General features: G+C 46.8%; 13 protein-coding genes. 11 read left to right on the top strand and 2 right to left on the bottom strand.

Annotated elements, in window-relative coordinates:
• Positions 1-3: 3 nt before the first annotated feature.
• The 11 genes from A3860_RS03975 to A3860_RS03925 all read left to right on the top strand — a co-directional run bounded on the left by A3860_RS03975 (position 4) and on the right by A3860_RS03925 (position 21220).
• Positions 4-570 (top strand): RNA polymerase sigma-70 factor, encoded by a 567-nt coding sequence (locus tag A3860_RS03975; protein WP_158085134.1) that lies wholly within the window; start codon positions 4-6, stop codon positions 568-570.
• 107 nt (positions 571-677) lie between these two features.
• Complete coding sequence (locus A3860_RS03970; RefSeq protein ID WP_081145260.1) at positions 678-1688, top strand: FecR family protein; 1011 nt, start codon at positions 678-680, stop codon at positions 1686-1688.
• Between the two features lie 260 nt (positions 1689-1948).
• Positions 1949-5266: a SusC/RagA family TonB-linked outer membrane protein gene (locus tag A3860_RS03965; protein WP_158085133.1), complete on the top strand. Its 3318-nt coding sequence runs from the start codon at positions 1949-1951 to the stop codon at positions 5264-5266.
• Between the two features lie 44 nt (positions 5267-5310).
• Positions 5311-6831, top strand: a complete 1521-nt coding sequence (locus A3860_RS03960; protein ID WP_081145258.1) for a RagB/SusD family nutrient uptake outer membrane protein — start codon at positions 5311-5313, stop codon at positions 6829-6831.
• Positions 6832-6901: 70 nt separating this feature from the next.
• Positions 6902-8308, top strand: a complete 1407-nt coding sequence (locus A3860_RS03955; protein WP_081145257.1) for an aryl-sulfate sulfotransferase — start codon at positions 6902-6904, stop codon at positions 8306-8308.
• Between the two features lie 29 nt (positions 8309-8337).
• Positions 8338-9333 (top strand): c-type cytochrome, encoded by a 996-nt coding sequence (locus tag A3860_RS03950; RefSeq protein WP_081145256.1) that lies wholly within the window; start codon positions 8338-8340, stop codon positions 9331-9333.
• A 61-nt stretch (positions 9334-9394) separates the two neighbouring features.
• On the top strand, positions 9395-12391 hold the full coding sequence (locus A3860_RS03945) for a glycoside hydrolase domain-containing protein (RefSeq protein ID WP_216823370.1): 2997 nt from the start codon (positions 9395-9397) through the stop codon (positions 12389-12391).
• 283 nt (positions 12392-12674) lie between these two features.
• Positions 12675-14513, top strand: a complete 1839-nt coding sequence (locus tag A3860_RS03940; protein ID WP_081145254.1) for a DUF3472 domain-containing protein — start codon at positions 12675-12677, stop codon at positions 14511-14513.
• Between the two features lie 157 nt (positions 14514-14670).
• Entirely contained in the window at positions 14671-15144 is a 474-nt protein-coding gene (locus tag A3860_RS03935; protein WP_081145253.1) for a hypothetical protein, read from the top strand.
• Between the two features lie 23 nt (positions 15145-15167).
• The gene (locus A3860_RS03930) at positions 15168-18920 is read left to right on the top strand and encodes an Ig-like domain-containing protein (protein ID WP_081145252.1); all 3753 of its coding nucleotides are present in this window, start codon (positions 15168-15170) and stop codon (positions 18918-18920) included.
• Between the two features lie 23 nt (positions 18921-18943).
• Positions 18944-21220, top strand: a complete 2277-nt coding sequence (locus A3860_RS03925; protein WP_081145251.1) for a TonB-dependent receptor plug domain-containing protein — start codon at positions 18944-18946, stop codon at positions 21218-21220.
• Positions 21221-21532: 312 nt separating this feature from the next.
• Here A3860_RS03925 and A3860_RS03920 read toward each other — a convergent pair whose 3' ends face one another.
• Positions 21533-22975, bottom strand: a complete 1443-nt coding sequence (locus A3860_RS03920) for a Gfo/Idh/MocA family protein (protein WP_081145250.1) — start codon at positions 22973-22975, stop codon at positions 21533-21535.
• A 143-nt stretch (positions 22976-23118) separates the two neighbouring features.
• On the bottom strand, positions 23119-26274 hold the full coding sequence (locus A3860_RS03915) for a glycoside hydrolase family 2 TIM barrel-domain containing protein (protein ID WP_081145249.1): 3156 nt from the start codon (positions 26272-26274) through the stop codon (positions 23119-23121).
• Between the last annotated feature and the right edge of the window lie 15 nt (positions 26275-26289).

Here is a 26289-nt window from a genome sequence, read left to right as displayed (position 1 = left end):
CTTGTGAAGGGAAAGTATCAATTATATGATGATGAATGCCTGCTATCGCTTATCGCAAACGATGATGAGCATGCCTTTCATGTGTTATATGATCGTTACTGGAAGAAATTGCTGGCGCATGCGTTGGTAAAATTGGGGTCGGCCGAAGAAGCCGAAGAAATAGTGCAAACGGTATTTATAAACCTTTGGCGCAGGCGGCACACGCTTCAACTACGCTTTACCCTTGCCACCTATATTGCCTCCATGCTTAAATATGAGATCATCGAACACCTGGCCCGGCAAAAGAAAGAAAGCACACTTAAGCAGGTATTGATCTCGAGCCGGCCGGCTGAAGACCATAGTACCCTGGAATGGCTCGATTATGAACAGCTTCAGGAAGATATGGAAAGAACAATAGCGGCCTTGCCTGAAAAATGCCGCCTGGTCTTTCGCCTTAGCCGCGAAGAAGGATTGAGTGGTAAACAGATTGCCTCTTCGCTCAACATTTCTCCCAAAACAGTAGAAGCCCACATGAACAAAGCCCTGAAACTCTTAAGGGCCTCCTTGCAACAATTATTCAGTTTTTTATAAGTCCGTACCCTATTTCTTCCCGTATTAATTCCCGCCAAAAAAAATTTTTTATCCCGCTAGGGGAAGCGTCTTTTTTTACCCGCTATATAATAACAGAAACTTTTTCCATGAATCAGGGTATTTCAAAAGACGAATTAAAAGCGCTCGCCGAAAAATGGATGCAGGGCACCTTATCAGCAGAGGAGCGGGCCATTTTCGAACGCTGGTACAATCAACGGGAGGCACCAGACGTACAATGGCCGGGCGCCGAAACGGAAGAAGAATTACAGAACAGGATCTACAGCAGGATCGGCAGGGAGTTAAAAGGCGACGGCAAAACCGGTACTACGGCTTTCATGCGGTGGTGGCAGGTTGCGGCCGCAGCGGTTATCGTACTGACTGCTGCCTTGGCCTGGTATTTTATTACAAATTCCAAACCTTCAATACCCGCTACAGTTACAGTAACCCCCCGGGTTAATAAAGCAGCGGTTGATAAGTCAACTGACTTTATAAGACATATTACCCTTGCCGATGGCACCAATGTGGTGTTGCAGGCCAATAGCCGGCTCGATTATCCCGAAAATTTCCTCGGTAATGCCCGTGAAGTTATTTTATCGGGTGAGGCTTACTTCGATGTGGCGCATGATGCAAAGAAGCCATTTATTATTCATACCGGCCAAATACGTACGACTGTACTGGGCACCGCATTTAATATAAAGGCGCTGCCGGATGGGAAAGAAATAATTGTTTCGGTTACAAGGGGCAAAGTGAAAGTGGAGGATGATAAAAAACTGCTGGCCGTTTTAACACCCAATGAGCAGGCCGTTTATGTGCCCGTAACGGCCGCGGTATCAAAAGATACAGTGAATGCAAATATGCTGGTAACCGATTGGACGAAGCACGAGATGCGGTTTGAAGGGCAAACCTTTGAAGAAGTGGCTGCATTGCTGGGCCGGCGCTACGGAGTGGATATCCGGTTTAAAAAGAACGGATTGAAAAAATGCAGCATCAAAGCGTATTTCAGTGGTACCGAAACGCTTGAAAAAGTGCTTGACGTGCTGTCCATAATAAGCAATGCCACTTACAGTATGCCCGATGATAAAACAGTTTTTTTGGATGGGGAAGGTTGCGTAGAATGATTTTTTGATTTTGAGATTTAGGGATTTTGAAATTTGGTACAATGCTGCACCTCAAGAAATCTCAAAATCCCGCAATCAATTAATCTCAAGATCTAAATAAAAAACCCCTCTCGCCGTGGAAAGTTGGAGGGGTTCGCTTAAAACAATCTGGTAATCATTTTAAACAATTGCAATTTATGCAAAAAACTACTGCATTCGGCTTTCCGCCGTACGGGAAACGTTTTTCCCGACTGCCGGGGAACCAAAATCTATCATTCATTATGAAAGTGAGTTTACTGGCTGCTATCCTCCTGGTGCTTTGCACGCAACTGCTTACGGCAAATGCAGGCTACGCCCAGAAAATGGAGGACAAGCTCATCACACTTGAATTGCGCAACGTATCGCTTCGCAATGCGCTCGACCGCGTTGAAAGCATCTCAGGTTTTCGGATGGCTTATTTGCTGGAACAGGTTGGCCGTTACAGGAACATCAGCCTGCCAAAAGATACCCGGTCAGTAGCCGGCACCCTGCAATTGATCTTATCGGGCACGGAGCTCGATTTTAAACAGAATGACAATACCATTCTTGTTTTCCCTAAAAGAAAAGAAGTGGTGCGCCTCAACGAAAACGATGAACCCGCCGCTGCTCCTGAAATGCTGGTCCATGGAAAGGTTACAGATGATGCGGGTAAGCCGTTATCGGGTGTTTCGGTATATGTAAAAGGCAATGCTTCCCTTGGTACGGTTACTGATGATAAAGGCCTGTATAAGCTGGAAGTGGCTAACTATAATATCACGCTCGTATTCTCTTCGGTGAATACCGAAACAAAGGAAGTGCCGGTAGCCGGTAAAAATGAGCTGAACGTGGTGCTTGCAGTAAAATCTGAAGTGCAGGAAGAAGTAGTGGTAGTAGGATATGGTACGCAAAAAAAGAAAGATGTTACCGGCGCCATCAGTTCGGTTAACAGTGAGCATATGAACCTGGGTGGAACTACTGCCAATATTGCGCAGGCGATCCAGGGCCGCGCGGCAGGGGTAAGCGTTCAACAATCTGACTTTTCACCCGGCGGTAGCATTTCTGTGATTATCCGTGGTGGTAACTCTATTAATACAACGAATGAACCCTTGTTTGTGGTAGATGGTTTTATTACCGACAATGGAAAGTATATTAACCCGAATGACATTGAAAATATTGAAATATTAAAGGACGCCTCAGCAACCGCTATCTATGGCGCACGTGGCGGTAATGGCGTGGTGCTGATCACCACCAAAAAAGGCCGGCCCGGAAAAATGCAGATAGAGGCTGATGTGTCGAACGGGTACCAGTATCTTACTTATAAACCTTCGCTGGTTGATGGGCCACAGTATGCCGCCGTACAGAATGCAATAGCCAACGAAGATGGTAAGCCGCCGGTTTTCCCGGCCAGTTTTCCGGTAACGAATACCAACTGGTGGAACCTGGCCACGCAGCAGGCTTCCGTGTTGAACCGTTCTGTAAGCTTAAGCGGCAATGACAGGAATAACAAATACTATTTATCGGGTAATTACATGAAACAGACCGGTGTGTTAAAAAGCACCGATATGGAGCGATATTCTGTTCGGATGGGCGCTGAGAAAAAATTCAGCGAGTCAGTAAAAGTAGGTTCCAACTTTTATGGCGCCGCTACCAGCAGTCACCTGCAGCGCTATGTAGCCGATATTACGGCTCCTTTGTTCAGCGTGCTTACGTCGCCGCCCAGCATTCCCGTGTACAATGCGAACGGCAGTTACTATCAGTATCTTGGAAAAGACAATGCCCTTGCCTTGCTGCTTGAACCTACCAACGTATCACAAAACAAACTGATCAATGGCAACATGTTTGCCGATTATGAGCTCATCAAAGGGCTTACCTATCATTTCAGTGCCGGTGCCGAATATTCCCAAACTACCGCCGGGCAATACACGCCCCGTACCTTGGTGAACGGCCAGGCCAATAACGGCGTGGGCGCCGAACAAATGAACACCGCCTTGCGATGGCTGGTTGAACAATACCTTACTTATAAGTATAACAGGAATGCCCATGCCTTTACCGCCATGCTGGGTACCTCTAATCAAAAGGATGTATTTGAAGGACTCGGCGCCGGAAGCCGCGGATTCTCTACCGATCTGTACCTGTTTTACAACCTCAACGCCGGTTCTATTCCACAGGTAGCCGGCTCAAACAATACACCCGGCAGCAGCCGGTCGGAAGCAAAACTTACCTCGTATTTTGGCAGGCTGAACTATGCTTACAACGACCAGGTGCTGGCCACTTTTACCCTCAGAAGGGACGGCTCTTCGCGGTTCGCTTCCAATCATAAGTATGGGGTGTTCCCTTCAGGGGCCCTTGCCTGGAAAATGGCCGACCTGCCTTTTATCGCTGATCTCAATGTGTTCTCGAATTTGAAGCTGCGCGCCAGTTATGGAATAACCGGTAACGACCGCATTGGCGATTATGCCTACATGAGCCGCTTCAGTAACTATGGCACTTCACTCGATCAAAGCAGTAATTTATCGGGTGGTATTGAACCCGTTTCGCTGATCAATAGTAATCTCCAATGGGAAAGCAACAGCCAGGCGAATGTGGGTATTGATATGGGATTTCTGGCTGGCCGGTTGAATGCCACCATTGATCTGTACCGCAAAAAAACAAGCGACCTGTTGCTCGCAGTGCCAATTGGGCAATGGTGGGGTTTCAGCACCCAGATCCTGAATGCAGGTTCTATAGAGAACAAAGGCATTGAACTGGCTATAAATTCTGAGAACATAAAAGGAAAGGATTTCACCTGGAGCACTTCTTTCAACATAGCTTATAACCGGCAAAAATGTTTGTCGCTGGCCAATAATGTAAAGATCATCAGTACCAATACGGCCAACCCCAGCGGTGTTGTATCGGCGCGTGAATTTACCAGGTTGGAACCGGGTAAGGAACTCGGCGTGATCTACGGGTTTCAATACCTCGGCGTTATAAAATCGGGTGAAACCTATGCGCCACAACCCAATTCAAAACCCGGTGATCCCAAATATGCCGACCTCGATGGCGATGGTAAATTAACCCAGGACGACAGAACCTACCTGGGTAATACCAATCCCCGCCTTATTGCAGGCCTGGGTAACGATTTTCAGTATAAGAATTTTAATCTGAATGTATTCTTCCAGGGCGCATTTGGCAATCACCTGTATAACATGAACAGGCTGGTGCTTGAGTCAACCACCGGCACTGATGTCCTGAGTCGTTGGGTATCGGGTAAAAACGAGAATACAGATATCCCGCGCGAAGGCTATTTCCTGAGCACCTATGGTAGTTATGTGAATTCGCGTTTTGTGGAGAATGCATCCTACCTGCGGTTAAAAATGGTTGCATTGAGTTATAGTTTGCCTGCAAAGATCCTGAACAGAACAAAGATCATCGATGGGCTGCGCATCTATGCATCGGCTCAAAACCTGTTCACGGTCACCAATTATTCAGGCACCGATCCCGAAGTGAATACACATGGCGGCAACCTGGCAGGTGGAATTGATTTCAATGCCTTCCCGGCTTTCAGAACTTTTGTGGCCGGGGTAAAGCTTACCATTCATTAAAAAAGGAACACAGGCAGGTGATGTAAAACATTAAACTTAGAAAAATGAACAAACTTATTATAGCAATTCTTTTGGCGCCGGCATTGGTGACGCAGTATAGCTGCAATAAAAGCCTGGAGCCGAAAGTATACAGTTCACTTACCAATACCAATGCATTCAAGACAAAATCCGATGCTATAGCTGCGGTAAATGCAGTATACGCGCGGTTGAAAGGGCCTGTTGTGGGCGATAACTTTACTTACTGGACGGTGCGCCATTTTGCCTTGACCGACCTTACCACCGATATTGGCCATTGTAATTACGGTGGCGATCCCGGTCAGCTTTCATTGGGTTTATGGAATTCAACAAACGGACTGATCGCGTCGGACTGGCAATACATTTATAAGCTCATTGCCAATGCCAATAATGCGATCTACAATATTGCAGCAATGACTTCCATTACCGATGGGGAAAAACAACAGTTTATTTCGGAAGTGAAATTCCTGCGCGCTATTGCCTATCTCGATCTCACCGATGCATTTGGTCCGGTAATACTGGTGACAGAAAAAGATGTGGCAAATGCTTCCTTTACCAGTCAGCCCAAACCCACGCCGGTGGCCGATATTGAATCGCTGCTGATCACCGAACTCAACGAGGCGGCTGGTGTATTGCCCCTTAATTATGTAAACAATCCCATTTATTCCGGCAACGATGTGGGGCGTGCCACCAAAGGCGCCGCGTTGACGCTGCTGGCCAAATTGTATCTGCGCCGGCACGACTGGCAACAGGCGCTCACGTTCACCAAACAGGTAATGGACCTTAAAACATACGACCTCTATCCCGATTATCCCGGTTTGTTTGCAGAGGCGAATAAATGGTGTGTCGAAAATATTTTTTCGGTGCTGGCCGATGCCAATACCAACGGAACAGAACTGTTGAACCACTTTGGCCCCCTGAATCATCCCGCGCCTGCATTGCAAAACCGCTGGCAGTATTATGCCGTATCGTGGGATTTTTATAATACGTTCGATAATGCCGATGACCGCAAAAAATGTTTTTATCCAAATTATACCGGGGTCGATAACCTGGTGTATATGCAACCGCCTTCGTTAGGCGCCAATCCGCCAACAGGCATAAGTTATATGGCGGACTGTGCTACCAAGAAATATGCCGATTCGTTGGGGTCTACAACCTATTACGACGGCCATAGTGTAGATGTGCTGCGTTATGCTGATGTGCTGCTGAGCAGGGCAGAGGCGCTGAATGAGGTAAGCGGCCCCACAGCCGAAAGTATTGCATTGATAAACCAGGTACGGGCTCGCGCGCATGCAAAGCCGCTGGTGCTGGCTAATTATAATCAATCCTCTTTACGGGATGCCATTTTAAAAGAGCGGGGCTGGGAATTCTTTTATGAAGGGAAACGCCGGGCCGACCTTATCAGGATGGGTAAATACGATGTAATTGTAAATGGCTATCTCAATCGCATCGGTCAGCCATCGAATATCGTTATGCCCAGGAACAGGTATTTTCCTTATCCACAAAGCCAGGTTAACCTGAACCCTAACCTGGATAATGCCGACAGGTAAATTTTTAGCGAGGAATACTGCCACGGAGAGGAATAGCCGGTTTCCCCGTACTGCTGATAAATGATTTTGTATGAAAAGAACAAGCGCAAAGTTATTTGCAATCATTATTGCACTGGCCTTTACAGGTTGTATGAACGGGGGCGGAAATATTATCCGCGAAATCGGCATTGGTCTGCATAATAATAATCAACTGAAGATACAGTTAGATGTAACTACTGCAACCCCCACGAAGGTGTATGCAGAATACTGGTCAGATAGCAACTCAGCCAAAAAGTTCATCTCATCTGTATCAACTGCAGGCCTTCAGCATGCCCTGGTTCTGGGTAATATTTACCCGCAAACCGGTTACTCTTTCCGCCTGGTAACTGACAACAACGGCACACAAAATGTGAGCAAAACCTATACATTCAAGTCGGGAACGCTTCCGATGTGGTTACAGGACCAGTTTAAATATAGCTGCACCCAGCCAAACCTGTTACCTGCTGTATTTAAAGAAGGCTTCCTGTTAATGAACAAACGCGAAGCGCCCGGACTGATGTATATCGTAGATACGAAGGGACAATTGCGCTGGTATCATATGGTAGATGGCACAGGCGTAAAAGTCGCTCATTTTACGAACGACGCCAGCGTTATCTCGATCCTTGGCAAAAGTGATGAGCCAACCAGCTATGGCAGCGAAATACTGGAAATAAACCTGTTGGGCGATACCCTGTTGCATCTTAAAAAAGGCCAGGGCGATTTCAGGTATACCATTCATCACGAGATAATTAAAAACCATGCAGGCAATGTGGTGACCATCTATGAAGAATCACGCATAATGGATCTGAGCCACATTGGCGGCGGTAAAAAAGATACGGTAAAAGGTGACGGAATACAGGTGTTCGACAGTAAGGGCAAACAGCTCTGGAAATGGTCGGTGTTCGATGTCAGCGATCCGTTGGCCGACCCGGCACTGCTGAAAAATAAAGGCGATTGGACGCATGCCAACAGCCTCAGTTTCGATATCGACAGCAATTACCTGATCTCTTTTTATAACCTCGCGCAGGTATGGAAGGTAGATGCACACACAGGTAAAATAGTATGGAAACTGGGAAAAGGCGGCACGATGGCTTTACCAGCGGCAGGCGTATTTTCTCAATCACACGCTGTACATATTAATCCCTATGGCAGTTTAATGCTGTTCGATAATGGGGTCGATAAAAAACAATCGGGGGTATTTGCCTTCAACATGCAGCCAGGCGCACGGGCGGCCACGGTTGACTGGCATTTTAACCTGCCGGCAGAAATATATAACGACCGCATGGGAAGCGCTTATATGATCAACGACTCATTGGTGTTATGTTGCTGTTCAAAAAAACATATCACCGTATTGGCCAATAAGAACGGGACTTTGCTGTGGACGCTCGATACCGCCATGCCGCCATACCGGGTGGAATTTATTCCGGCAGCAATGGTGAAGCCCTTTATTTTGAATTGAATTGTAAGCAAGTTAAACCAACAATATATATGACTAACAGGACCGTGATCTTTTTGTTGCTGATCTTTTTTGTAGCAGGGTATTTAGTCCCGGGCTGTGAGCTATCGGGAAAAGAAAAAACGGATCTGGTAGCGCCGGTTAATGCCGGTTTTATTGTACCTGATACCGCCCTTATTCCAAATGATGTGTTTGGCAATGAAGTCCGGTATGGCCGGCAATTGTTGCTGAATACCGCTTACTATATTGGTCCCAATGGCACCAATGGCCAGTACCTGGGTAATAAAATGAATTGTACCAATTGCCACCAGGATGCAGGAACAAAACCCTATTCGTTTAATTTAATTAGCTCGCATGACAATTATCCGCAGTACCGGGCCCGCGAAGGAAAGATCCTTACGCTGGCCGAGCGCATCAACAACTGTATCATGCGGCCGCATAATGGCAGGCCGCTGCCTTTAGACAGCCGGGAAATGGTAGCCATCCTGAGTTACCTGAAATGGATCAATAGTTTTGTGCCGAAAGGCGCTGCTGTGGAAGGCCTGAAGAATATGACAATTCAATTCCCCGCAACAGCCGCGAGCCCGCAACGGGGGAAGGAGATCTTTACACAGCATTGTGCCAGCTGCCATGCAGGTAACGGGCAGGGACAGCTTAATGCCGATGCCACTGCATTTATTTATCCGCCCTTGTGGGGTTCCCAGGCTTATCAACCGGGCTCAAGCATGCATCGCATTATTAAAATGGCCAGGTGGCTCAAGGCCAATATGCCATACGATAAAGTGAGCACTGGCAAAACTTTTTTGACCGATCAGCAGGCGCTCGATGTGGCTGCCTTCATAAATGACGATGCCATTCACGACCGGCCCAACCCCCAAACCTTTGATTATCCTGATTCAACCACCAAGCCCATCGATTATGACCATCGTCCATTTTCCGATACATTTTCTGCTGTTCAACATAAATTTGGTCCCTTTCAGCCGATCATTGATTACCGTAAGGCAAACAAGCTGGCTGTAGATTACTGATAAAGCACATAAAATTATTTTTTGAACACCCTGGATTGGAATGGAGATTAATTACAGACGAATGAAAAAAATTGTTATTGCCGCTATCCTGTCGTTGCTGATTTTGCCGGTAACTGCACAAAATATACAATATGGCGTTTGTCCCGGTTGCTGGAATACCGATTCACTCGGCAATCACCGGGTAGTGCTGCAGGTTGAAGAGAACGCAAAACTGGCAAGAGCCGTAATTCCCTGGCGCCGTCGTGATAATTATCCCGGTAAAAAACGGATCATAGTACAGGATGCTGCCACAGGGCTCAGAATTAATAATGTTAAAATACAATCGCTTACACGCGAAACAGGCGACATCTTCTTTGAGCCGGCATCGGGAAAGGGAACTTATTACGTGTATTACATGCCTTATAAAAACGAAGGCCGCGCGAATTACCCGAAAGGCCAGTACCTGAAGCCCGATACCACTGCATCCGGCGCATGGTTACAAACAGTCGATGATAAGCTGCCACCCAATGTGCTGGTAAGCGACATGCAAAGTATTGACCAGTTCAACAGTTTTTACCCAATGGAAATGATTGCAACGCAGCAGGAGACTGCTGAACTGGTGAAGCATAATGCGGGCCGGGCATTCCTCGTATTTCCTGAAGACCGGGCGCATCCCATTCGCATGAAAAGCGATCTTCCTTTTCGATGGATCCAGAATGGGCCCACCACAGCATTCAAAGGCGAAGCAGCCAAAGGTGAAAATTTTACCTGGCAATTGGGGCTATATGCATTGGAAAACCTCGACGAACTAAAAATATCGTTCAGTGATCTTACCACTGCTGCAGGCAACCGTATTGCGGCGAAAAATATCTCGTGTTTAAATACCGCCGGTATTACCTATGATGGAAAGCCACTCCTTATAAACCTGCACATAAATAAAGACCAGGTACAGGCGCTGTGGTGCCTGATGAATGTGCCTTCATCGGCTGTACCCGGAACCTACCACGGCAAAGTGACGGTGGGCGCCCGTAACACCTCGCCTCAGGTTATTGAGGTGTCACTTACCGTTACCGATCAATTGGCGAAGCATGGCGGCGTTGATGAACCCTCGAAAATGACACGGCTTACCTGGCTTAACTCTACCATAGCACAGAACAATACCGTAATTGCGCCATATACGCCGTTAAAAGTAAAAGGAAATACCATCGATCTGTTGGGCAGAACCGTTCAGCTGAATACGAACGGCCTGCCCCGGCAGGTGCAAACCTGGTTCACTCCTGAAATGACAGGTTATACAAAAGCTCCTAAGAACATTTTATCTGAACCGCTGCAATTTGTAGTGAAAGGAAATGACGGTCAGCACATTGCTTTTAAAAGTTACGGCGTAAATTTTTCGAGGGTTGAACCCGGCACCGTGGAGTGGACAGCTATCAGTTTCTCCAGCGATTTACGGATGGAGGTGAAAGGATCGCTTGAGTTTGATGGCTTTATTGCTTATACCGTACGGGTCACCGCATTGAAAGAAGTTGCGCTGCAGGAGCTGGCGCTGCAAATTCCCTTCAACAAAAATGCTGCTACCTATATGATGGGGTTGGGGCAAAAAGGGGGCAATCGTCCGGCTGATCTGGAATGGAAATGGGATGTAGCGAAGAAGAACCAGGATGGCGCCTGGATAGGCGCTGTAAATGCAGGAATACAATATTCACTCCGTGATGAAAAATATGTGCGGCCGCTGAATACCAATTTCTACCTTACCAAACCATTGCTGCTGCCTTCCAGTTGGGGTAACGATGGTAAGGGTGGTATCTCTATTCATGAAACTGCTAATGGTGTGGTGGCTAATAATTACAGCGGTGCACGCACAATGAAAAAAGGGGAGGTGCTGTTTTATAATTTTAATTTGCTCATTACGCCTTTTCATCCCCTCAATACAAATTTTCAATGGCGTACCCGCTTTTACCACCGGTACAATAATCCTGACAGCATAAAGGCCACCGGCGCCACGGTAGTAAATATTCACCATGCAACACCCATTAATCCCTGGATCAACTATCCCTTTATTGAGCATGAAAAAATGAAGGCTTACATAAATGAGGCGCATGAGAAAGGATTGAAAGTGAAAATTTATAACACGGTTCGCGAACTCAGTAACCGTGCCTGGGAAATATGGGCGCTTAAAAGCCTGGGGCACGAAGTATATTCGCCCGGCCCCGGTGGTGGATTCAGCTGGTTGCAGGAGCATTCAGATACAGATTATATTGCTGCCTGGTTTGTGCCTGAAATAAAGGATGCGGCTGTTGTAAACAGTGGGATGAACCGCTGGCATAACTATTATGTGGAAGGCATGAACTGGCTGGTAAATAATGTAGGCATAGATGGCATTTACCTCGATGATGTGGCGTTCGACCGCATCACCATGAAACGCATAAAACGGGTATTAACGCAAGCTGGCCATCCCGGTATCATCGATCTGCATTCGGCTAACCAGTATAATAAGTACGATGGCTTTAATAACAGCGCCAATTTATACATGGAGCATTTTCCCTATCTCAACCGCCTCTGGTTCGGCGAATATTTCGATTATGAAAAAAATACGCCCGATTTCTTTTTGACCGAAGTAAGCGGCATTCCTTTCGGCCTCATGGGTGAAATGTTGGAAGGCGGTGGTAATCCGTACAGGGGTATGGTATATGGAATGACGAACCGGATGCCCTGGACCGAGAACGCTGATCCGCGCCCGATATGGGCCGAATGGGATGCATTCGGAATGGAAAACTCTGAAATGATCGGCTACTGGAGTCCCAATTGTCCGGTTACTACGGGCACTCCACAAGTACCGGCTACGGTGTACCGTAAGCAGGGCGCTGCATTGGTAGCCATTGCCAGTTGGGCGGCTGCAGATACCACCGTGCAATTGGTGATCGATTGGAAAAAGCTGGGGCTCGATCCGGCAAAAGCAACGATCACGGCGCCGGCCATTAAGAACTTTCAGCCTGCCCGTTCCTTTTTGCCGGGGGAGGCCTTACCGGTATCGAAAGGAAAGGGTTGGCTCTTATTGTTGTCGCAGCCAAAGAAGTAAATGAGGGACCAGTAACACCCACTGAATTTGTTACGCCATCTTAGCCCCAACCAGGCAGTTAGTTTAGGTTACATTCATATAGCAATTGTGGAGAGCGACAGAGCAGGAACCCCGGTGCCATGGGGTTCCTTTTTTATTTTTATATGTTTTAAAAAAATAACGCAAACGGTTGCCTGCCTTCTTTGTTTTGCCTCCTTCAAAAGAATTTTTAAATAATACCCTCCTCATTGTCCTGTTCCGGGTCTTCATAAGTCGGCATTTTCTAACACTAAATCTAACGATCATGAAACAGATTATCCTAACGGTCCTGCTGATCGCAGGATTGGTTTCTTCTTATTCATCCAACGCACAGCAGGCTTCCTGCCCTTCGTGGGGGCCCTATGTTGAAGGACTTAACATGGGTACTGCGGGGAATGGAGAACTGATGTATTCAGAAGTGATGACAGATGCAGCCTGCATGCAATACGATACTTACTGGTCAACGTTAAATTTCAATCTTGGGCCCAGAGGTGGATACGGCGGCATTCAGAATAAACAAGGTGATATCCGTAATAATATTTTTTCAATCTGGGATGTACAGGACACCACTGTTCCCCAATGCACAGCCGAATATGCCATCCCCGGTATGAATGTGGGCGGTTTCGGTGGTGAAGGTACCGGGCTGCATTCAGATTATGTAATGAACTGGACCCCTGGTGTGTGGTATGCGACTGTAACCCGCCGCTGGTCGGTTGGTGATGGTAAAACAAGGATCGCATTCTTTATGTATGATTATGGAACGCAGAAATGGACACATTACATCACCATTGTAACACCCGAAAACAATGCTTACCTGCAAGGCAATAAAGTGGGTGGTTTTTTAGAGAACTGGAATTCAGCAGCCAGTAAAGCCACGCGCTGCGGTTATTACCGCAATTTCTGGATCATGAATGCCAGCAATGTGTGGTCTAAACCTACTATCTACCAGGCATCAGCCGGCACCGGCTCCTGGGGCGCCGAAGCGGCCTTCAACAACACGGCTGTTAAATTAATAAGTTGCGGTACAACACCGGGGCCCGCCACTTCGCCGCAATTCACGCTCAATCAACCCGGTACCAAACCGGCAACAGCGACTACGCCTGACGTGTTAACGCTGGGAGCTGTGTATAGCAACAATTCGGTAATGGTCAATTGGACAATGGACCAATCCAAAAGTCCTCAATTATCCTACACCATCAATGTGTATGATAACAGCAGCCTTACGGGAACGCCTGTGGCTGCCAAAACGGTTATAAGGCCCGATAAACGTTCAGAAACGGTTGCTCTCTCATCCACCTTGCCTTCGGGCACTTATTATGTGACCATCCAGGTAAAAGATATTTTCAATCAACTGGCCGCTGTGAAATCAACAGCTTTCACAAAAACTTCCGGTGCGGCCTGGTATAAAATAAAAAATGTATACAGTAACAAGTATCTCGCTGTCGAAAACAGCAGCACAGCCAACCTCGCTTTTATTGTCCAGTATAGTAACAGTACCAGTAATAATCTTCAATGGCAGCTCAATTCCGTAAACAATGCCACGGTACTGGTAAACCGCAACAGCAACAAGGTAATCGATTTGGCCAATTCCAATCAAAATTCTGGTGTGAATCCCATTCAATACACCGAGAATGATGGGCTCAATCAACAATGGAACCTGGTGCCGGTTGGTAACAATACCTACCTCATTCAAAGCAATATGTCGAACCATTATGTATTGGATGATCCTGCAGGTAGCACGGCAGAAGGAACAAAGATGATCATTTATGCGGCGAATGGCAGTACAGGTTCCCCCAATCAGCAGTGGGTGCTTGAACCCGTGAGCACAACTGCCAGGATGGAAACTAAAACAAATGCAACACCGGGACCACTGGAAGAAAGGTCGCTCACGCTATTCCCAAATCCAGCCGGTGAAACATTACGGGTCACCGGCATCAGCAATCAGCAAGGTGCTGTTACGCTAACCATACGTGATGAGGCTGGTAGAACCATACGGAAAATAAAGACCAGTAATGCTTCCATTACGATTTCCCTGAAAGGACTGGCCAAAGGCATTTATTCTATTGAGCAGCATGGAATTGTTAAGCAGTTCTCGAAATTGTAATGTACTGGCTGCGTATTCCAATTAAAGAAGACTGGAAGCTTGATGGCTATAGTTGGCTGACCCGGTTTGAGAAGGAGTTTTTGGGTATTTGATAGCGTATAGGCTCCTGCGAAAGATCTGTGCCCGTTTTTAAATCAAAAAACCAAATCAAATATGTATGAAAATTTTAAAATTTCTTCAGGGTTTGGTAATAGTAATACCAATCCTGTTGCTGAGCCATGTTTCTATGGCACAAAATAAAACCGGATCAGTGACACCATCCTGGATTACAATGATGGACGACCCAAACGTAAATTATTTTAAGGCGGTAGAAGCTTTTGAATCCTACTGGAAAAACCGGGAGAAGCCGGAAGAAGAAAATGAGATCTTTGAATCGGCTGTAGACAAACGAAAGGAAGAGGAATTGAAGGCAAAAAGCAGGAGGATCTCAGCTACTGACCCCGCTAAATTATATGCTTTTGAATACAGGAAATTTCTCTGGTGGATGAAACAAACAGAGCCTTTTGTACAGCCTGATGGCCGTATAAAGTCCATGGATGAAAGAATTGCCGAATGGAAAATTCAGAAGCAGCAAAAGAAAGAGCAGGCAATAAAGACTAAAGGACAGTCTGATTCTGGTAAAAAGAATTAAGTATCCAACCAAAACAAAACACCATGAGAAAAATATATTCTCTCCTGTGTATAGCCATTTTGGCTATCGCAACCAACTTTTCTGCCCGGGGTCAGTCCGCCAATTGGAACGAGGTTGGGCCTATCGCGTTTCCAACAAATATATCCGGACAGATCAACGGCATTGGCCGGATGGAGCAAATCAAATTTGATCCTGTGAATCCTCTCCGGATGTATGCGGTAGGTCCGCATGGTGTATTTAGAAGCAATGATACGGCAGGCACCTGGGCTGTATTGGGTGGAACGGATGAGTTGCCTGCCAACACCAATCTTGCTTCCATCTGTATTGACCACACAAACAATAATGTGTTGTATCTGGGTACGGGCGACGCCAATTACTATAGTACAGCCAGCGGTGTGTGGAAATCCACTGACGGCGGTGCTTCCTTTACCCTGAGCAATACCGGTATGGGCAACAGGCTGGTGATAGAAATTATTATGTCGCCCACCAACCCCGATACCCTGGTAGCTGCTACCGATGCGGGTATCTATAAAAGTACCAATGGAGGCGCCAGTTGGGCGCTGACTTCTCCCGTTTCAAAAATGACCGATATGTGTAAGAAGTCAGGTTCCGGCAACACCTTATTTGCGGTATCCAGCGTAAATCAGAATCTCTATACCTCCACCGATTTTGGCAGCACCTGGACAACGACTACGTTAAGCAGCACTTTGCCTTCTAATGGCGGCCGGGTGGCTGTAACCCCTGCCGATCCCAATGTGGTGTATGTGGCCTATATAGGCAGCAATACAACCACTGCCGGTGGTATTGTATACAAGTCAACCAATGGCGGCGCCAGTTTTACCTTAATGAAAGGCGATGCCTCTCCGAATATTATTGGCTATAGCGGAACGCAAACCGGTCAGGGTAATTACAATTTTGATATAGAAGCTGATCCTGACAACGCAAATACGCTCTATTTGTGTGCGCATGTAATATGGAAAACTGCTGACGGCGGTACTACCTGGATGCAATCGCAAAGCAGTTGGGCTTATATCCTGCATACTGATCAGCATCATATCGTCTTTAATCCAAATAACTATAACCAGTTATTTAATGCCAATGATGGTGGTGTTTGGATCAACAGGGACCGTGTGGCCACCAACACCTGGGTTCCCAGGTCGAATGGGATAGCCGGTACTGAATTTTACTCCGCTGGCAACAGCCATGGTTACAAATACCTGATCGGCGGGGGTACCCAGGATAACGGAGAAGTGTTTTATAAAGACAATACCTGGAAAACGAACCGGGGCGGTGACTTTACCAGTAAATATTTCTTTGATAATACCAATGCTAACAGGGCTGTTTATGTGCAGAATGCTAAATACCGCGATCTGATGAATGCCCCTTCCGGATCGGAAACGCTCCTGGGTGTTCCCGGAACGGCCAGTAACAACGACCTGTACGCAGCTTCGTACCAGAATGGCAACGTGGGCTTTTATGCGCAAAGCAATACTTCGGGTGCCGTGTATGCGCTGTATAAAACTGCCAACCTGCAGAACGCCACGCCCGTATGGACAGCCATGAACGGCTTTAACCCGACCACTAAGATGCTGGCCATGGCCCTGTCACCGGCCGATGCCAATGTGCTGTATGTTTTGCAAACTAACAAAACCATTGTGCGAAGCACCGATGCCCTCACATCGGGCACATTTACCAACGTGGCGCCTGCACCGCAACCATCGGGCACACCAACCAATGGCGGGTTAACCGTGCTGAAGAGTGGGGTGGTGTATATGTCAGGCGATGGATACGTATATCGCTCAGCCGACCAGGGTGCAACCTGGACTGCTGTTGGAACCGGTGCAGTTACCACTACCCTCAACGCACAAAAAATTAAAAAAATAATTGCTGATACCTCCCAGGCTGCACAAGAGGTGGTGTATGCCATTACTGCCCAGGGCGTTTATTATAAAAAAACGACGATTACCGATTGGGCATATCTTGGCGCCGACAATCTGCCCACCACTGCCGCCATTACCGACATGGATATTTTTTATGATGCTGGTAATCCGGCTAACAGTGCCTTACGCATCTCCACCTACGGAAGAGGATTGTGGGAGGTTTCTTTGCAAAGCGCAGGTGGAACGCCTCCTGTGGTGTCAATTACATCGCCCGGCAATACCATTCCAATTGGGTCAAATGTGCAGGTTGCCGCATCTGCCAGTGATGCAGACGGACCGATTAACAAAGTGGAATTTTTTATAAACGAAGTAAAAGTGGGTGAAGATCTTATCGCCCCTTACACCTACGTCTGGAACAATGTAGCGGCCGGTGGTTATGTAGTGAAAGCAAGGGCCGTCGATAACAGCGGCGCTTACACTGATGCAACATCAGGTGTAGTGGCTGCTGTCGCCTGCCCGGGTACTACCTATATGTCCAGTGGAAATTTACAGGTGATTTATTTCGACAGCCAGGAGACTGTGGGCGAAAACGGAGCCGCCACTAATGCCGTTGACGGAAATTCAGGAACCATCTGGCACACCAAATGGTATGGCGGCACCGATCCATTGCCGCATGAAATACAATTATCGCTGAACGGGACCTTTACGGTGAACAGCTTTAAATATTTGCCACGTCAAAGCGGCAGCAATGGAAGGGTTGGTCAGTACGAGATTTATGTATCTGCTGATCCGCAGAACTGGGGCGCTCCTGTTGCCACCGGTACCTTTGCAAATGATGCCGCTGAGAAAGTGGTAAACTTTACTGCAACGCAGGCCAGCTATGTTCGCTTCCGTGCATTAACGGAAGCAAATGGACAGCAGTATACCTCGGCTGCAGAATTGAATGTAGGTGTTTGCGGCGCCTCAAATACACCTCCTGTAGCATCCATTACCTCGCCGGCTGATGGAGCAAATTATACCGCACCTGCAACAGTAACCATTGATGCCACAGCGAGTGATACCGATGGAACGGTAGCGAAAGTGGAGTTCTACCAGGGAGCTGCGCTGTTGGGGGAAGATTTAACAGCGCCTTACAGCTTTACGTGGAGCAATGTTTCAGCAGGCAACTATGCGTTAACTGCAAAAGCTACTGACAATGCCGGAGCCGTTACTGCTTCTTCAGTGGTGAACATCACAGTGAATGCGTTATGTGTTAATAACTACGAGCCCAATGAAACCCAGGCCACGGCCGTTGCGATTGCTAACAGCGGCGCCATTACATCGCAAATAGCTACGTCTGCAGATGTGGACTGGTATAAGATCACCCCTTCGGCTAGTGGTAATGTCACCATTACCCTCACAACGCTGCCGGCCGATTACGACCTGTATTTGCACCGGGCCAATGGAAATGTGATGGCTTCGTCTGTCAATTCAGGGACCACTAATGAATCTGTGACGAAGAACTTAACCGCAGGCACCAATTATTACATCAGGGTTATTGGCAAAAACGGGTCTTTCAATGCCGGCAACTGTTATACGCTCACGGTAAATGGTGTTCCTGCGCTTGTGACCCAAAATACCGGCCCTTCAGGAACCGATTCTTTGCAAAATGATGATCCGCTTTACATTAATGCCTGGCCCAACCCGAGTGATAAAGATTTTTCTATCCAACTCAAGAGCCGCAGCAACGAGCAGGTGCAGGTGCGGGTTCGAAATATTGATGGCCAGCTTGTAAAACAAATAAACACAAGCGCCAACAAAGTGCTTCATTTTGGGCAGGATCTTAAAGCAGGTGTTTATTTCGTAGAAGTACAGCAGCGTGCTATTCGCAAAATGGTTCGACTGGTAAAATTATAATAATGACTAAAAAATAATGTAAAATGAAATATTTCATGTTAGTCATTACTGTATTTTTTGTTGCTGGCAGCAACAGTTATGCGCAATTAACAGATACCGTATCTTATGACGCGGTTGTTGTATCAGCCACAAAATTTAACGAGCAAAAAAAGAACGTTGCGCAGAAGATAGAGGTGATCTCACCAAAGTATATCAGCTATGTGAATGCCCAGAACACCGGCGACCTCCTGATAAGCACCGGCAATATCTTTGTTCAGAAAAGCCAGCAGGGCGGATCGAGCCCGGTGATAAGAGGTTTTGAAGCCAGCCGGGTGCTTTTGATAGTTGATGGGGTGAGAATGAACAATGCGATCTATCGTGCAGGTCATTTGCAGAACGTTATTTCTGTTGATCAAAATATGTTGGAGCGGGCCGAAGTGATGTATGGCCCTTCCTCCACGCTCTATGGCAGCGATGCGCTGGGCGGCGCTATTCATTTGATCAGTAAGGAAGTTAAATTGTCAAAACCAGGGGAAGCTTTTACCGCATCGGGGAATGCCTTCGTTCGCCACAGCACAGTGAATAATGAAAAGTCGGCACACGGTGATGTTAACCTGGGTTTCAGGCACCTGGGGCTGCTTACTTCTTTTACGTACAGTGATTTCGGCGACATGAAAATGGGGAACAGGTATCCTGATAAATATCCGGACTTTGGAAGAAGGGCACAATATGTAAGGCAGGACCCTGGTTCGTTTGTTGATACAGTGGTGAAGAATGAGAATGACCGGGTACAACGGTATTCGGGCTACCGGCAATGGGACATTCTTCAAAAGGTAATGTTTCAGCAAAGCGATAAGCTGTCCCATTCTTTCAATATGCAATTTTCCAACAGCAGCAATATTCCCAGATATGACCGGTTACAGGATATGAGGAACGGCACGCTTCGCTACGCGGAGTGGTACTATGGCCCGCAGAAAAGAGATCTGTTTGCTTATACCTTCAATGCAACGAAATTGAATGGTATCATAGATGAATTGAGAACAACGGTCAATTACCAGGATATAGAAGAAAGCAGGCAAACCAGGGAGCTCAAAAGGTACGACCGCTTCGACAGCCGCCGCGAACATGTTAAAGTATGGGGAGCTGTTGCAGATGCAAGAAAAATAATCGGCCGGCATGAATTGACAGTTGGCGCCGATGCACAGTGGAATAAATTACGGTCAGTGGCCGACAGAACCAACCTGCAAACAGGCGCCGTATCAAAACTCGACAGCCGCTATCCCAATGGAAAGAACCAGATGAATTATTATGGTGTTTTTGCGCAGCATGTGTTTAAAATAAAGCCAAACAAATGGGTCCTGAACGATGGCATCCGGTTGCAGGCCGTGCAGCTTCACTCTATCATTGCCGACAATTCATTTTTCAACCTGCCGGTTACAGATATTAAACAGCATCCGGTTGCCATCACCGGTAATATAGGCATTGTTCATTTACCTTCCGCCAGCACAAAACTATCGCTCAATATCTCATCGGGGTTCCGGGCTCCTAATATCGATGACCTGGCCAGAGTGTTTGAGTCAAGCAGCAGTCTGCAAAGGGTAGTGGTGCCAAATCCGGATATAAAACCGGAATACACATATGGTGCAGATGCGGGAATAAATCATACCATTAAAGGAATAAAACTGGAGGCAACTGCTTATTATACCCTGTTCCGCAATGCTATTACGCTGGCTCCGTTTCAGTTAAACGCAAAAGACTCTATGTTATATAATGGAGCCATGTGCCAGGTAGTGGCTAACCAGAACCGTGATAAGGCTTATGTATATGGATTCAATGCAGGTATAACTGCTGCATTGAATGCGCATTTTTCTTTACAAGGCGCTGTTAACTATACAAAGGGAAGGTTTAAAACGAATGACAAAGCAACAACAGCAATTTATCAGAAGCAGCCTGATGGAACCTATGCAATAGTGCAGGCTGCCGTAAAAGAAAAACCACTGGACCATATACCGCCTGTTTTTGGTAAGGTGAGCGTGAACTACAGAAGTGAAAGAGTAAACGCAGAGGTTTTTGTGCATGGCAATGGCTGGAAGCGATTGAGTGAATACAATCCCGACGGGGAAGACAATGCGCAATATGCCACTGCCGATGGCATGCCTTCCTGGATGACCCTCAATTGCAGAACTGCCGTCAGGGTTACAGGCTATCTTGAATTACAGGTAGCCGTCGAAAACATCCTTGACCACAACTATCGTTATTTTGCCTCCGGGTTCTCTGCGCCGGGAAGAAATTTTATGGTGGTGGTGAGGAGCACATTTTAGGAGAGGTTATGTCGTAAAAGCAGGAACCCCGGCGCCAGGGGTTCCTTTTTATTTTTGTGTGCTTATAACTTCATAACCTTTTCCAATTTAGAAAGTGAAGCATCTTTTTCGTTGGGCGCTGGGCAGTGCAATCGGGTGCGTTATTTTCAGGCGATGGTCTGCACAGTAATGGCAATTATAGCGAGGGTGCGTATGAGGATGTATCAAAAGTAAACGAAGGACCTGAGAACCACTTAAACGACCACGGGCTCCATCAGGTTCCGAATAAAAAGAGGCTGCATCATACTTGAAGTTACAGCCTCTTTTGTGTGTCTATAATTGTCTTTCAGTTTTCGTGGCTGCTCCCCGTATTTCGGTATTCCCACCGTTTTCGAGTGTGAGGTTTACCGGTTTATTATTTTTCCAGGCGCCCCGGGTAAAATCAGGCACATCAACAGTGCGTGAGCGGTTGGCAACAGATTGTTCGCTTAAAGGAGAAATGGAACTCCATAAAGCGCCATCGTATACGTCCTGGTCAAGCGGCAAACCGTTACGCAAACAATCGATCAACCGCCAGTCCATAATGAAATCCATGCCGCCATGACCGCCTATCTTTTTAGCTATTTCACCTACATGTTTTATTATAGCCGGCGTATATTTATCGTACAGATCTTTTAATTCTTCAGGTTTTACCCATTCATGTCCAAATGCAATGCGCTCCGGTTCGGGATATTTACTGGCGACACCCTTGGTGCCACTGATCAAATGAATACGCGAATAAGGACGTGGAGTGGTAACATCATGCTGTACCATAATAGTTTTGCCTTTTTCCGTATGAATAAGCGTGGTATTCATATCTCCACGGAACGGTTTTCCGGTAAACTGGTTGTAGAAAGGATCAGTCGCTGCTTTTTCCTTAGCCATTGCACCCATCATATAATCGTTGGATGACATGGACACCAAATGGCTCATTTTATCGCCCCTGTTAATATTAAGGCATTGTGCAATGGGACCGAGCCCGTGCGTGGGATACAGGTTACCATTGCGGAAGTTTTCTTTGAGCCGCCACATATCGGCATAACCTGTTTTACTGAAATTCAGATCGCGCAGGTCGTGGATGTATGCGCCTTCTGCGTGCACCAGTTCCCCAAACATCCCATTGCGGGCCATATTCAGCGTGAGCATTTCAAAAAAATCGTAACAACAATTTTCAAGCATCATACAATGCTTTCTTGTTTTTTCGGAAGTTTCAACCAGCTGCCAGCATTGGTCCAGTGTTAATGCAATAGGCACTTCACTGGCCACGTGTCTTCCATGTTCCATGGCATATAAAGCAATGGGGGTGTGCAATTTCCACGGCGTGCAGGTGTACACAAGATCAAGTTCTTCATTATTGATCATGTCCTTCCAGCCGTTCTCACCTGAATATTCTTTGGCTTTGGGCAATCCCTGTTTTTCAAGGATGGCCTGTGCTTTGGTTGCCCGTTGCGGATCTTTATCGCATAAGGCTTTAATTTCTACTCCTTCTATATGCGACATGCGTTCCACTGCTCCGGGGCCACGCATACCCAAACCAATAAAGCCGATGCGTACTTTGTCTATTTTGGGTGCGGCGTATCCGCACATGTTAAATTGTGGCGGCCGGGCGCTCCATTCATAAACACGCGACAAACTTTTATCGTTCTCCTTTGCAGCCGACTGTGAAGGCAAACCTATGGCCAGCGCACCGGTACTAAGCGAAATATTACGCAGGAATTTTCTTCTGTTCGTACTCATGTATCGTTCGTTTAAGTTAGTTTGATGTAATAAGCAGCAACAATACTAACAAGAATTATTAATCTTTTGCAACGCAAACGGGTGCGCTATTTTCAAACCTCGCCCATTGAATTGGCCCGCTGCCATGGGGTTCCTTTTTGTGTTTAGCGTATGGGTTTTATCCAGTAGCTATATTCAAAATTTTTATAGGGTATCCGGTATTGTATCAACGGCTGCGCCCCCCAGCTGTCCATTCCCTGCACGCCACTCTGTTGCCAATCAACGTGCATGTAGATCTCTTTTCGTTTCACTAGCTCACCGGAATGGTATTGCTTCTTGTCTTTTTCAGGATCAAGATCATCCAGGCTATAGGGTAGGGCCGAAAAGTTCAGGAGACTGTCGGCCATTTCAAAACGCAATCCTTTGCCTTGCTGGTTGGTAAGTGCAACCCAGCGCACATCGGTCTTGTTGCCGCTTTCCTGCGGGCGTGCATAAGGAAAATATTGCTCATCGACCGATTGTTTATAGATGCCAACAAAAGAAGCTGTTTTGCGGTCCCAATAATTTTCCCCGGGGCCACGGCCATAAAATTGTACCTGGTTTAATTGCTGGTTAACCTGCAGATCGTTCCCGGCGCGGTATAATATTTTATGTTTTCCGCCCAGCGCCTTGAACCGGTTCTCCACTTTAATAGCGCCATCTCCATAAACAGTAAATGTTTGTTCAGCGAGGGCGTCGCCATTCAGCATCTTTTTAGTAAAAATAACTTCGTATGCGCCGTCAATTTTCCGGGAGGAAGCTTTTAATTCAGTGCCCTGTTCGTAGGCATTACGCCAGTTGCGCAGCGAGTGGTTATAACCCGCGCCAATATCATTGTCGGTAGGCGCCCGCCAGAAAGCGGGTTGCGGTCCCTGCTGCAATAATCGCTGTCCCCTCAGCATATAACTGTTCAATACGCCTTTTTCATGATCAAATTCAATGCTGACGTCGTTGCCTTTCAACGTTAATTGTTTGCCGTTTTCTATTACCTGTAACGTGCCGCTTTTCGCGCGTGTAGTTGTTGCCGGCGTTGCTTTTTCATTCAGTAAGAACTGGTCGGCTGCAATCGTATATCCCTTTTCCAGGAAGGGCTCGGCTTCTTTAAGTGTATAGCCGATGTTCAGGAAATATTCGTGCGCTTTTGATAAAGTTGTTTTTAACGGGAGATTGATGGTGGAAGCATTTCCCGCAGCAACAGCAAGACTGTTTATGGCGCCTTTTTCAACGGGCCGTCCATCCTGTAACAGTTCCCAGTTCAACTGTATATTGTCCAGGCTTTTGAAAAAATAACTGTTACGAACCGTTAGCTGGTTATTGCCATTCCAGCTGGTTTTGATATGCTGGTATACTTTTTTTACTTCGATGGCCATGGGCGTTAATCCACGGTAAGCGGTAACCACGCCCTTCACGCAGAAATTATTATCGCTGAAGTTGTCATCAACCGGCCCACTCAGCGGGAAATCGCCGCCATACGCCATGATCCGCTTTCCGTTTTTAACCGTGTCAATTGACTGATCTATCCATTCCCAAATAAAGCCGCCCTGCAGGTAAGGATTGTTTTCGATGGCATCCCAGTATTCTTTGAAATTACCAAGGCTGTTACCCATGATGTGCGCATATTCGCTCATGATCAGCAACCGGTCGGGATTACGTTTCGAATACCTTTCGAGCCAGTTGGGGTCGGGGTATTGCGGAACGATCATATCTGTATTGTAATCATGTTCGGCCCGTTCATACTGTACAGGCCGGCTGTCTTTTTGTTTCAGCCAGTCGTAAGCGGTATACATATTGGCGCCATTGCCTGCTTCATTGCCCAGTGACCAGGTAATAACAGCCGGGTGGTTTTTATCGCGCTCGTACATGCGCTGAATTCTGTCGAGATGAGGTTTTAACCACTGCCGGTCGTTGGCAAAGGTCCATTCAAGATCATAATACCTGCCGTGCGATTCTATATTGGCTTCATCAATCACATACAAACCATACTTATCGCAAAGCTCCATCCAGTAGGGATCGGGCGGGTAGTGAGAGTGCCGCACGGCATTTACATTGAGCTTTTTCATCATCTCCATGTCTTTCTCCATATCTGCTCTTGAAAGGGTGTGCCCCTGGGTGGCATTGTGCTCGTGCCTGTTCACACCTTTCAAAAATACTCTTTTACCATTCACCAGTAAATTCCGGTCTTCGATCTTTATGTTGCGAAAACCCACGTGCTGGGGAACAACTTCCAGTATGTTGCCATCTTTGTCTTTTAACGTAATGTATAACGTATAGAGGTATGGTATTTCGGCCGACCAGGGATGTACATTGGGTACCTGCTGCTGAATATGAACTTCCCGGTAATAATTTCCCAGTACGGTTTGTACGCCCAGGCTTGCTGATTGTGCCACTGTTTTTCCCTGCGCATCGACGAGTTCCGTTTCAACAGAAAAAGTATCGGGCTTGCTGTGCGAAGTGTTTTTGTCAATTTTATAGCTGTTGACAATAGCATCGAGTTGCAGTTCGCCGGTTGTATAATTATTGGAGAGGCCGGCAATCACTTTATAATCTGAAACGTCCAGTATGGAGGTGGAGTACAGGTACACTTCCCGTTCAATGCCAGAGATGCGCCACATGTCCTGGCACTCCAGGTAGCTGCCATCGCTCCAGCGATATACCTGCAGTGCTACGAGGTTTTCACCTGCATGCACATACCGGGTGATGTCGAACTCAGCTGCCAGCTTACTGTCTTCACTGTAACCAACTTTTACCCCATTGATCCAGATAAAGAAAGCCGACTTTACAGCGCCAAGGTGTATGAAAACCTGCCGGCCATTCCAGGCGGCAGGCAGGGTGAAATGCTTACGATAAGATCCTACCGGGTTATTATGTTCCGGAATATCAAAAGGAGGCTGCAGGTCTTCACCAGTCTTTTGGCGGCCTGCAAATTCATACGGCTGATTTACATAAATGGGCAATCCATATCCATTTACTTCCCAGTTGGCCGGCACTTTAAAATTTGTCCATTGCGCATCATTGAAATCAGTCCGGTAAAAATCAACCGGTCTTTTCGACGGGTCCTGTACCCAGTTAAATTTCCAGAGTCCGTTCAGGGAAAGAAAATTAGCGGAGCTTTCTTTTTCACCACCGGCTGCCAGTTGCCTGTTCTCATAGGCAAAGGAAGATGCCTTCATGGGAAGGCGGTTGACAGCAGTAATTTCCGGTGATTGCAGTTCTGACGGTATGGTTTGGGCAAAGAAATAAAGCGGAGTTGCTAATAACAATCCGGTAAATATCAGTTTCATGATCCAATACTAACG

The sequence above is a fragment of the Niastella vici genome, assembly GCF_002077945.1.
Taxonomy (GTDB): Bacteria; Bacteroidota; Bacteroidia; order Chitinophagales; family Chitinophagaceae; genus Niastella; species Niastella vici.
This window is presented reverse-complemented; position numbering and strand designations above follow the sequence as displayed.

What these genes read in the sequence shown, in the direction of transcription:
- A3860_RS03925 (WP_081145251.1), top strand. Translation starts at nt 18,944, where the DNA reads ATGAAATATTTCATGTTAGTCATTACTGTATTTTTTGTTGCTGGCAGC.
- A3860_RS03950 (WP_081145256.1), top strand. Translation starts at nt 8,338, where the DNA reads ATGACTAACAGGACCGTGATCTTTTTGTTGCTGATCTTTTTTGTAGCA.
- A3860_RS03965 (WP_158085133.1), top strand. Translation starts at nt 1,949, where the DNA reads ATGAAAGTGAGTTTACTGGCTGCTATCCTCCTGGTGCTTTGCACGCAA.
- A3860_RS03935 (WP_081145253.1), top strand. Translation starts at nt 14,671, where the DNA reads ATGAAAATTTTAAAATTTCTTCAGGGTTTGGTAATAGTAATACCAATC.
- A3860_RS03930 (WP_081145252.1), top strand. Translation starts at nt 15,168, where the DNA reads ATGAGAAAAATATATTCTCTCCTGTGTATAGCCATTTTGGCTATCGCA.
- A3860_RS03955 (WP_081145257.1), top strand. Translation starts at nt 6,902, where the DNA reads ATGAAAAGAACAAGCGCAAAGTTATTTGCAATCATTATTGCACTGGCC.
- A3860_RS03970 (WP_081145260.1), top strand. Translation starts at nt 678, where the DNA reads ATGAATCAGGGTATTTCAAAAGACGAATTAAAAGCGCTCGCCGAAAAA.
- A3860_RS03915 (WP_081145249.1), bottom strand. Translation starts at nt 26,274, where the DNA reads ATGAAACTGATATTTACCGGATTGTTATTAGCAACTCCGCTTTATTTC.
- A3860_RS03945 (WP_216823370.1), top strand. Translation starts at nt 9,395, where the DNA reads ATGAAAAAAATTGTTATTGCCGCTATCCTGTCGTTGCTGATTTTGCCG.
- A3860_RS03940 (WP_081145254.1), top strand. Translation starts at nt 12,675, where the DNA reads ATGAAACAGATTATCCTAACGGTCCTGCTGATCGCAGGATTGGTTTCT.
- A3860_RS03960 (WP_081145258.1), top strand. Translation starts at nt 5,311, where the DNA reads ATGAACAAACTTATTATAGCAATTCTTTTGGCGCCGGCATTGGTGACG.
- A3860_RS03920 (WP_081145250.1), bottom strand. Translation starts at nt 22,975, where the DNA reads ATGAGTACGAACAGAAGAAAATTCCTGCGTAATATTTCGCTTAGTACC.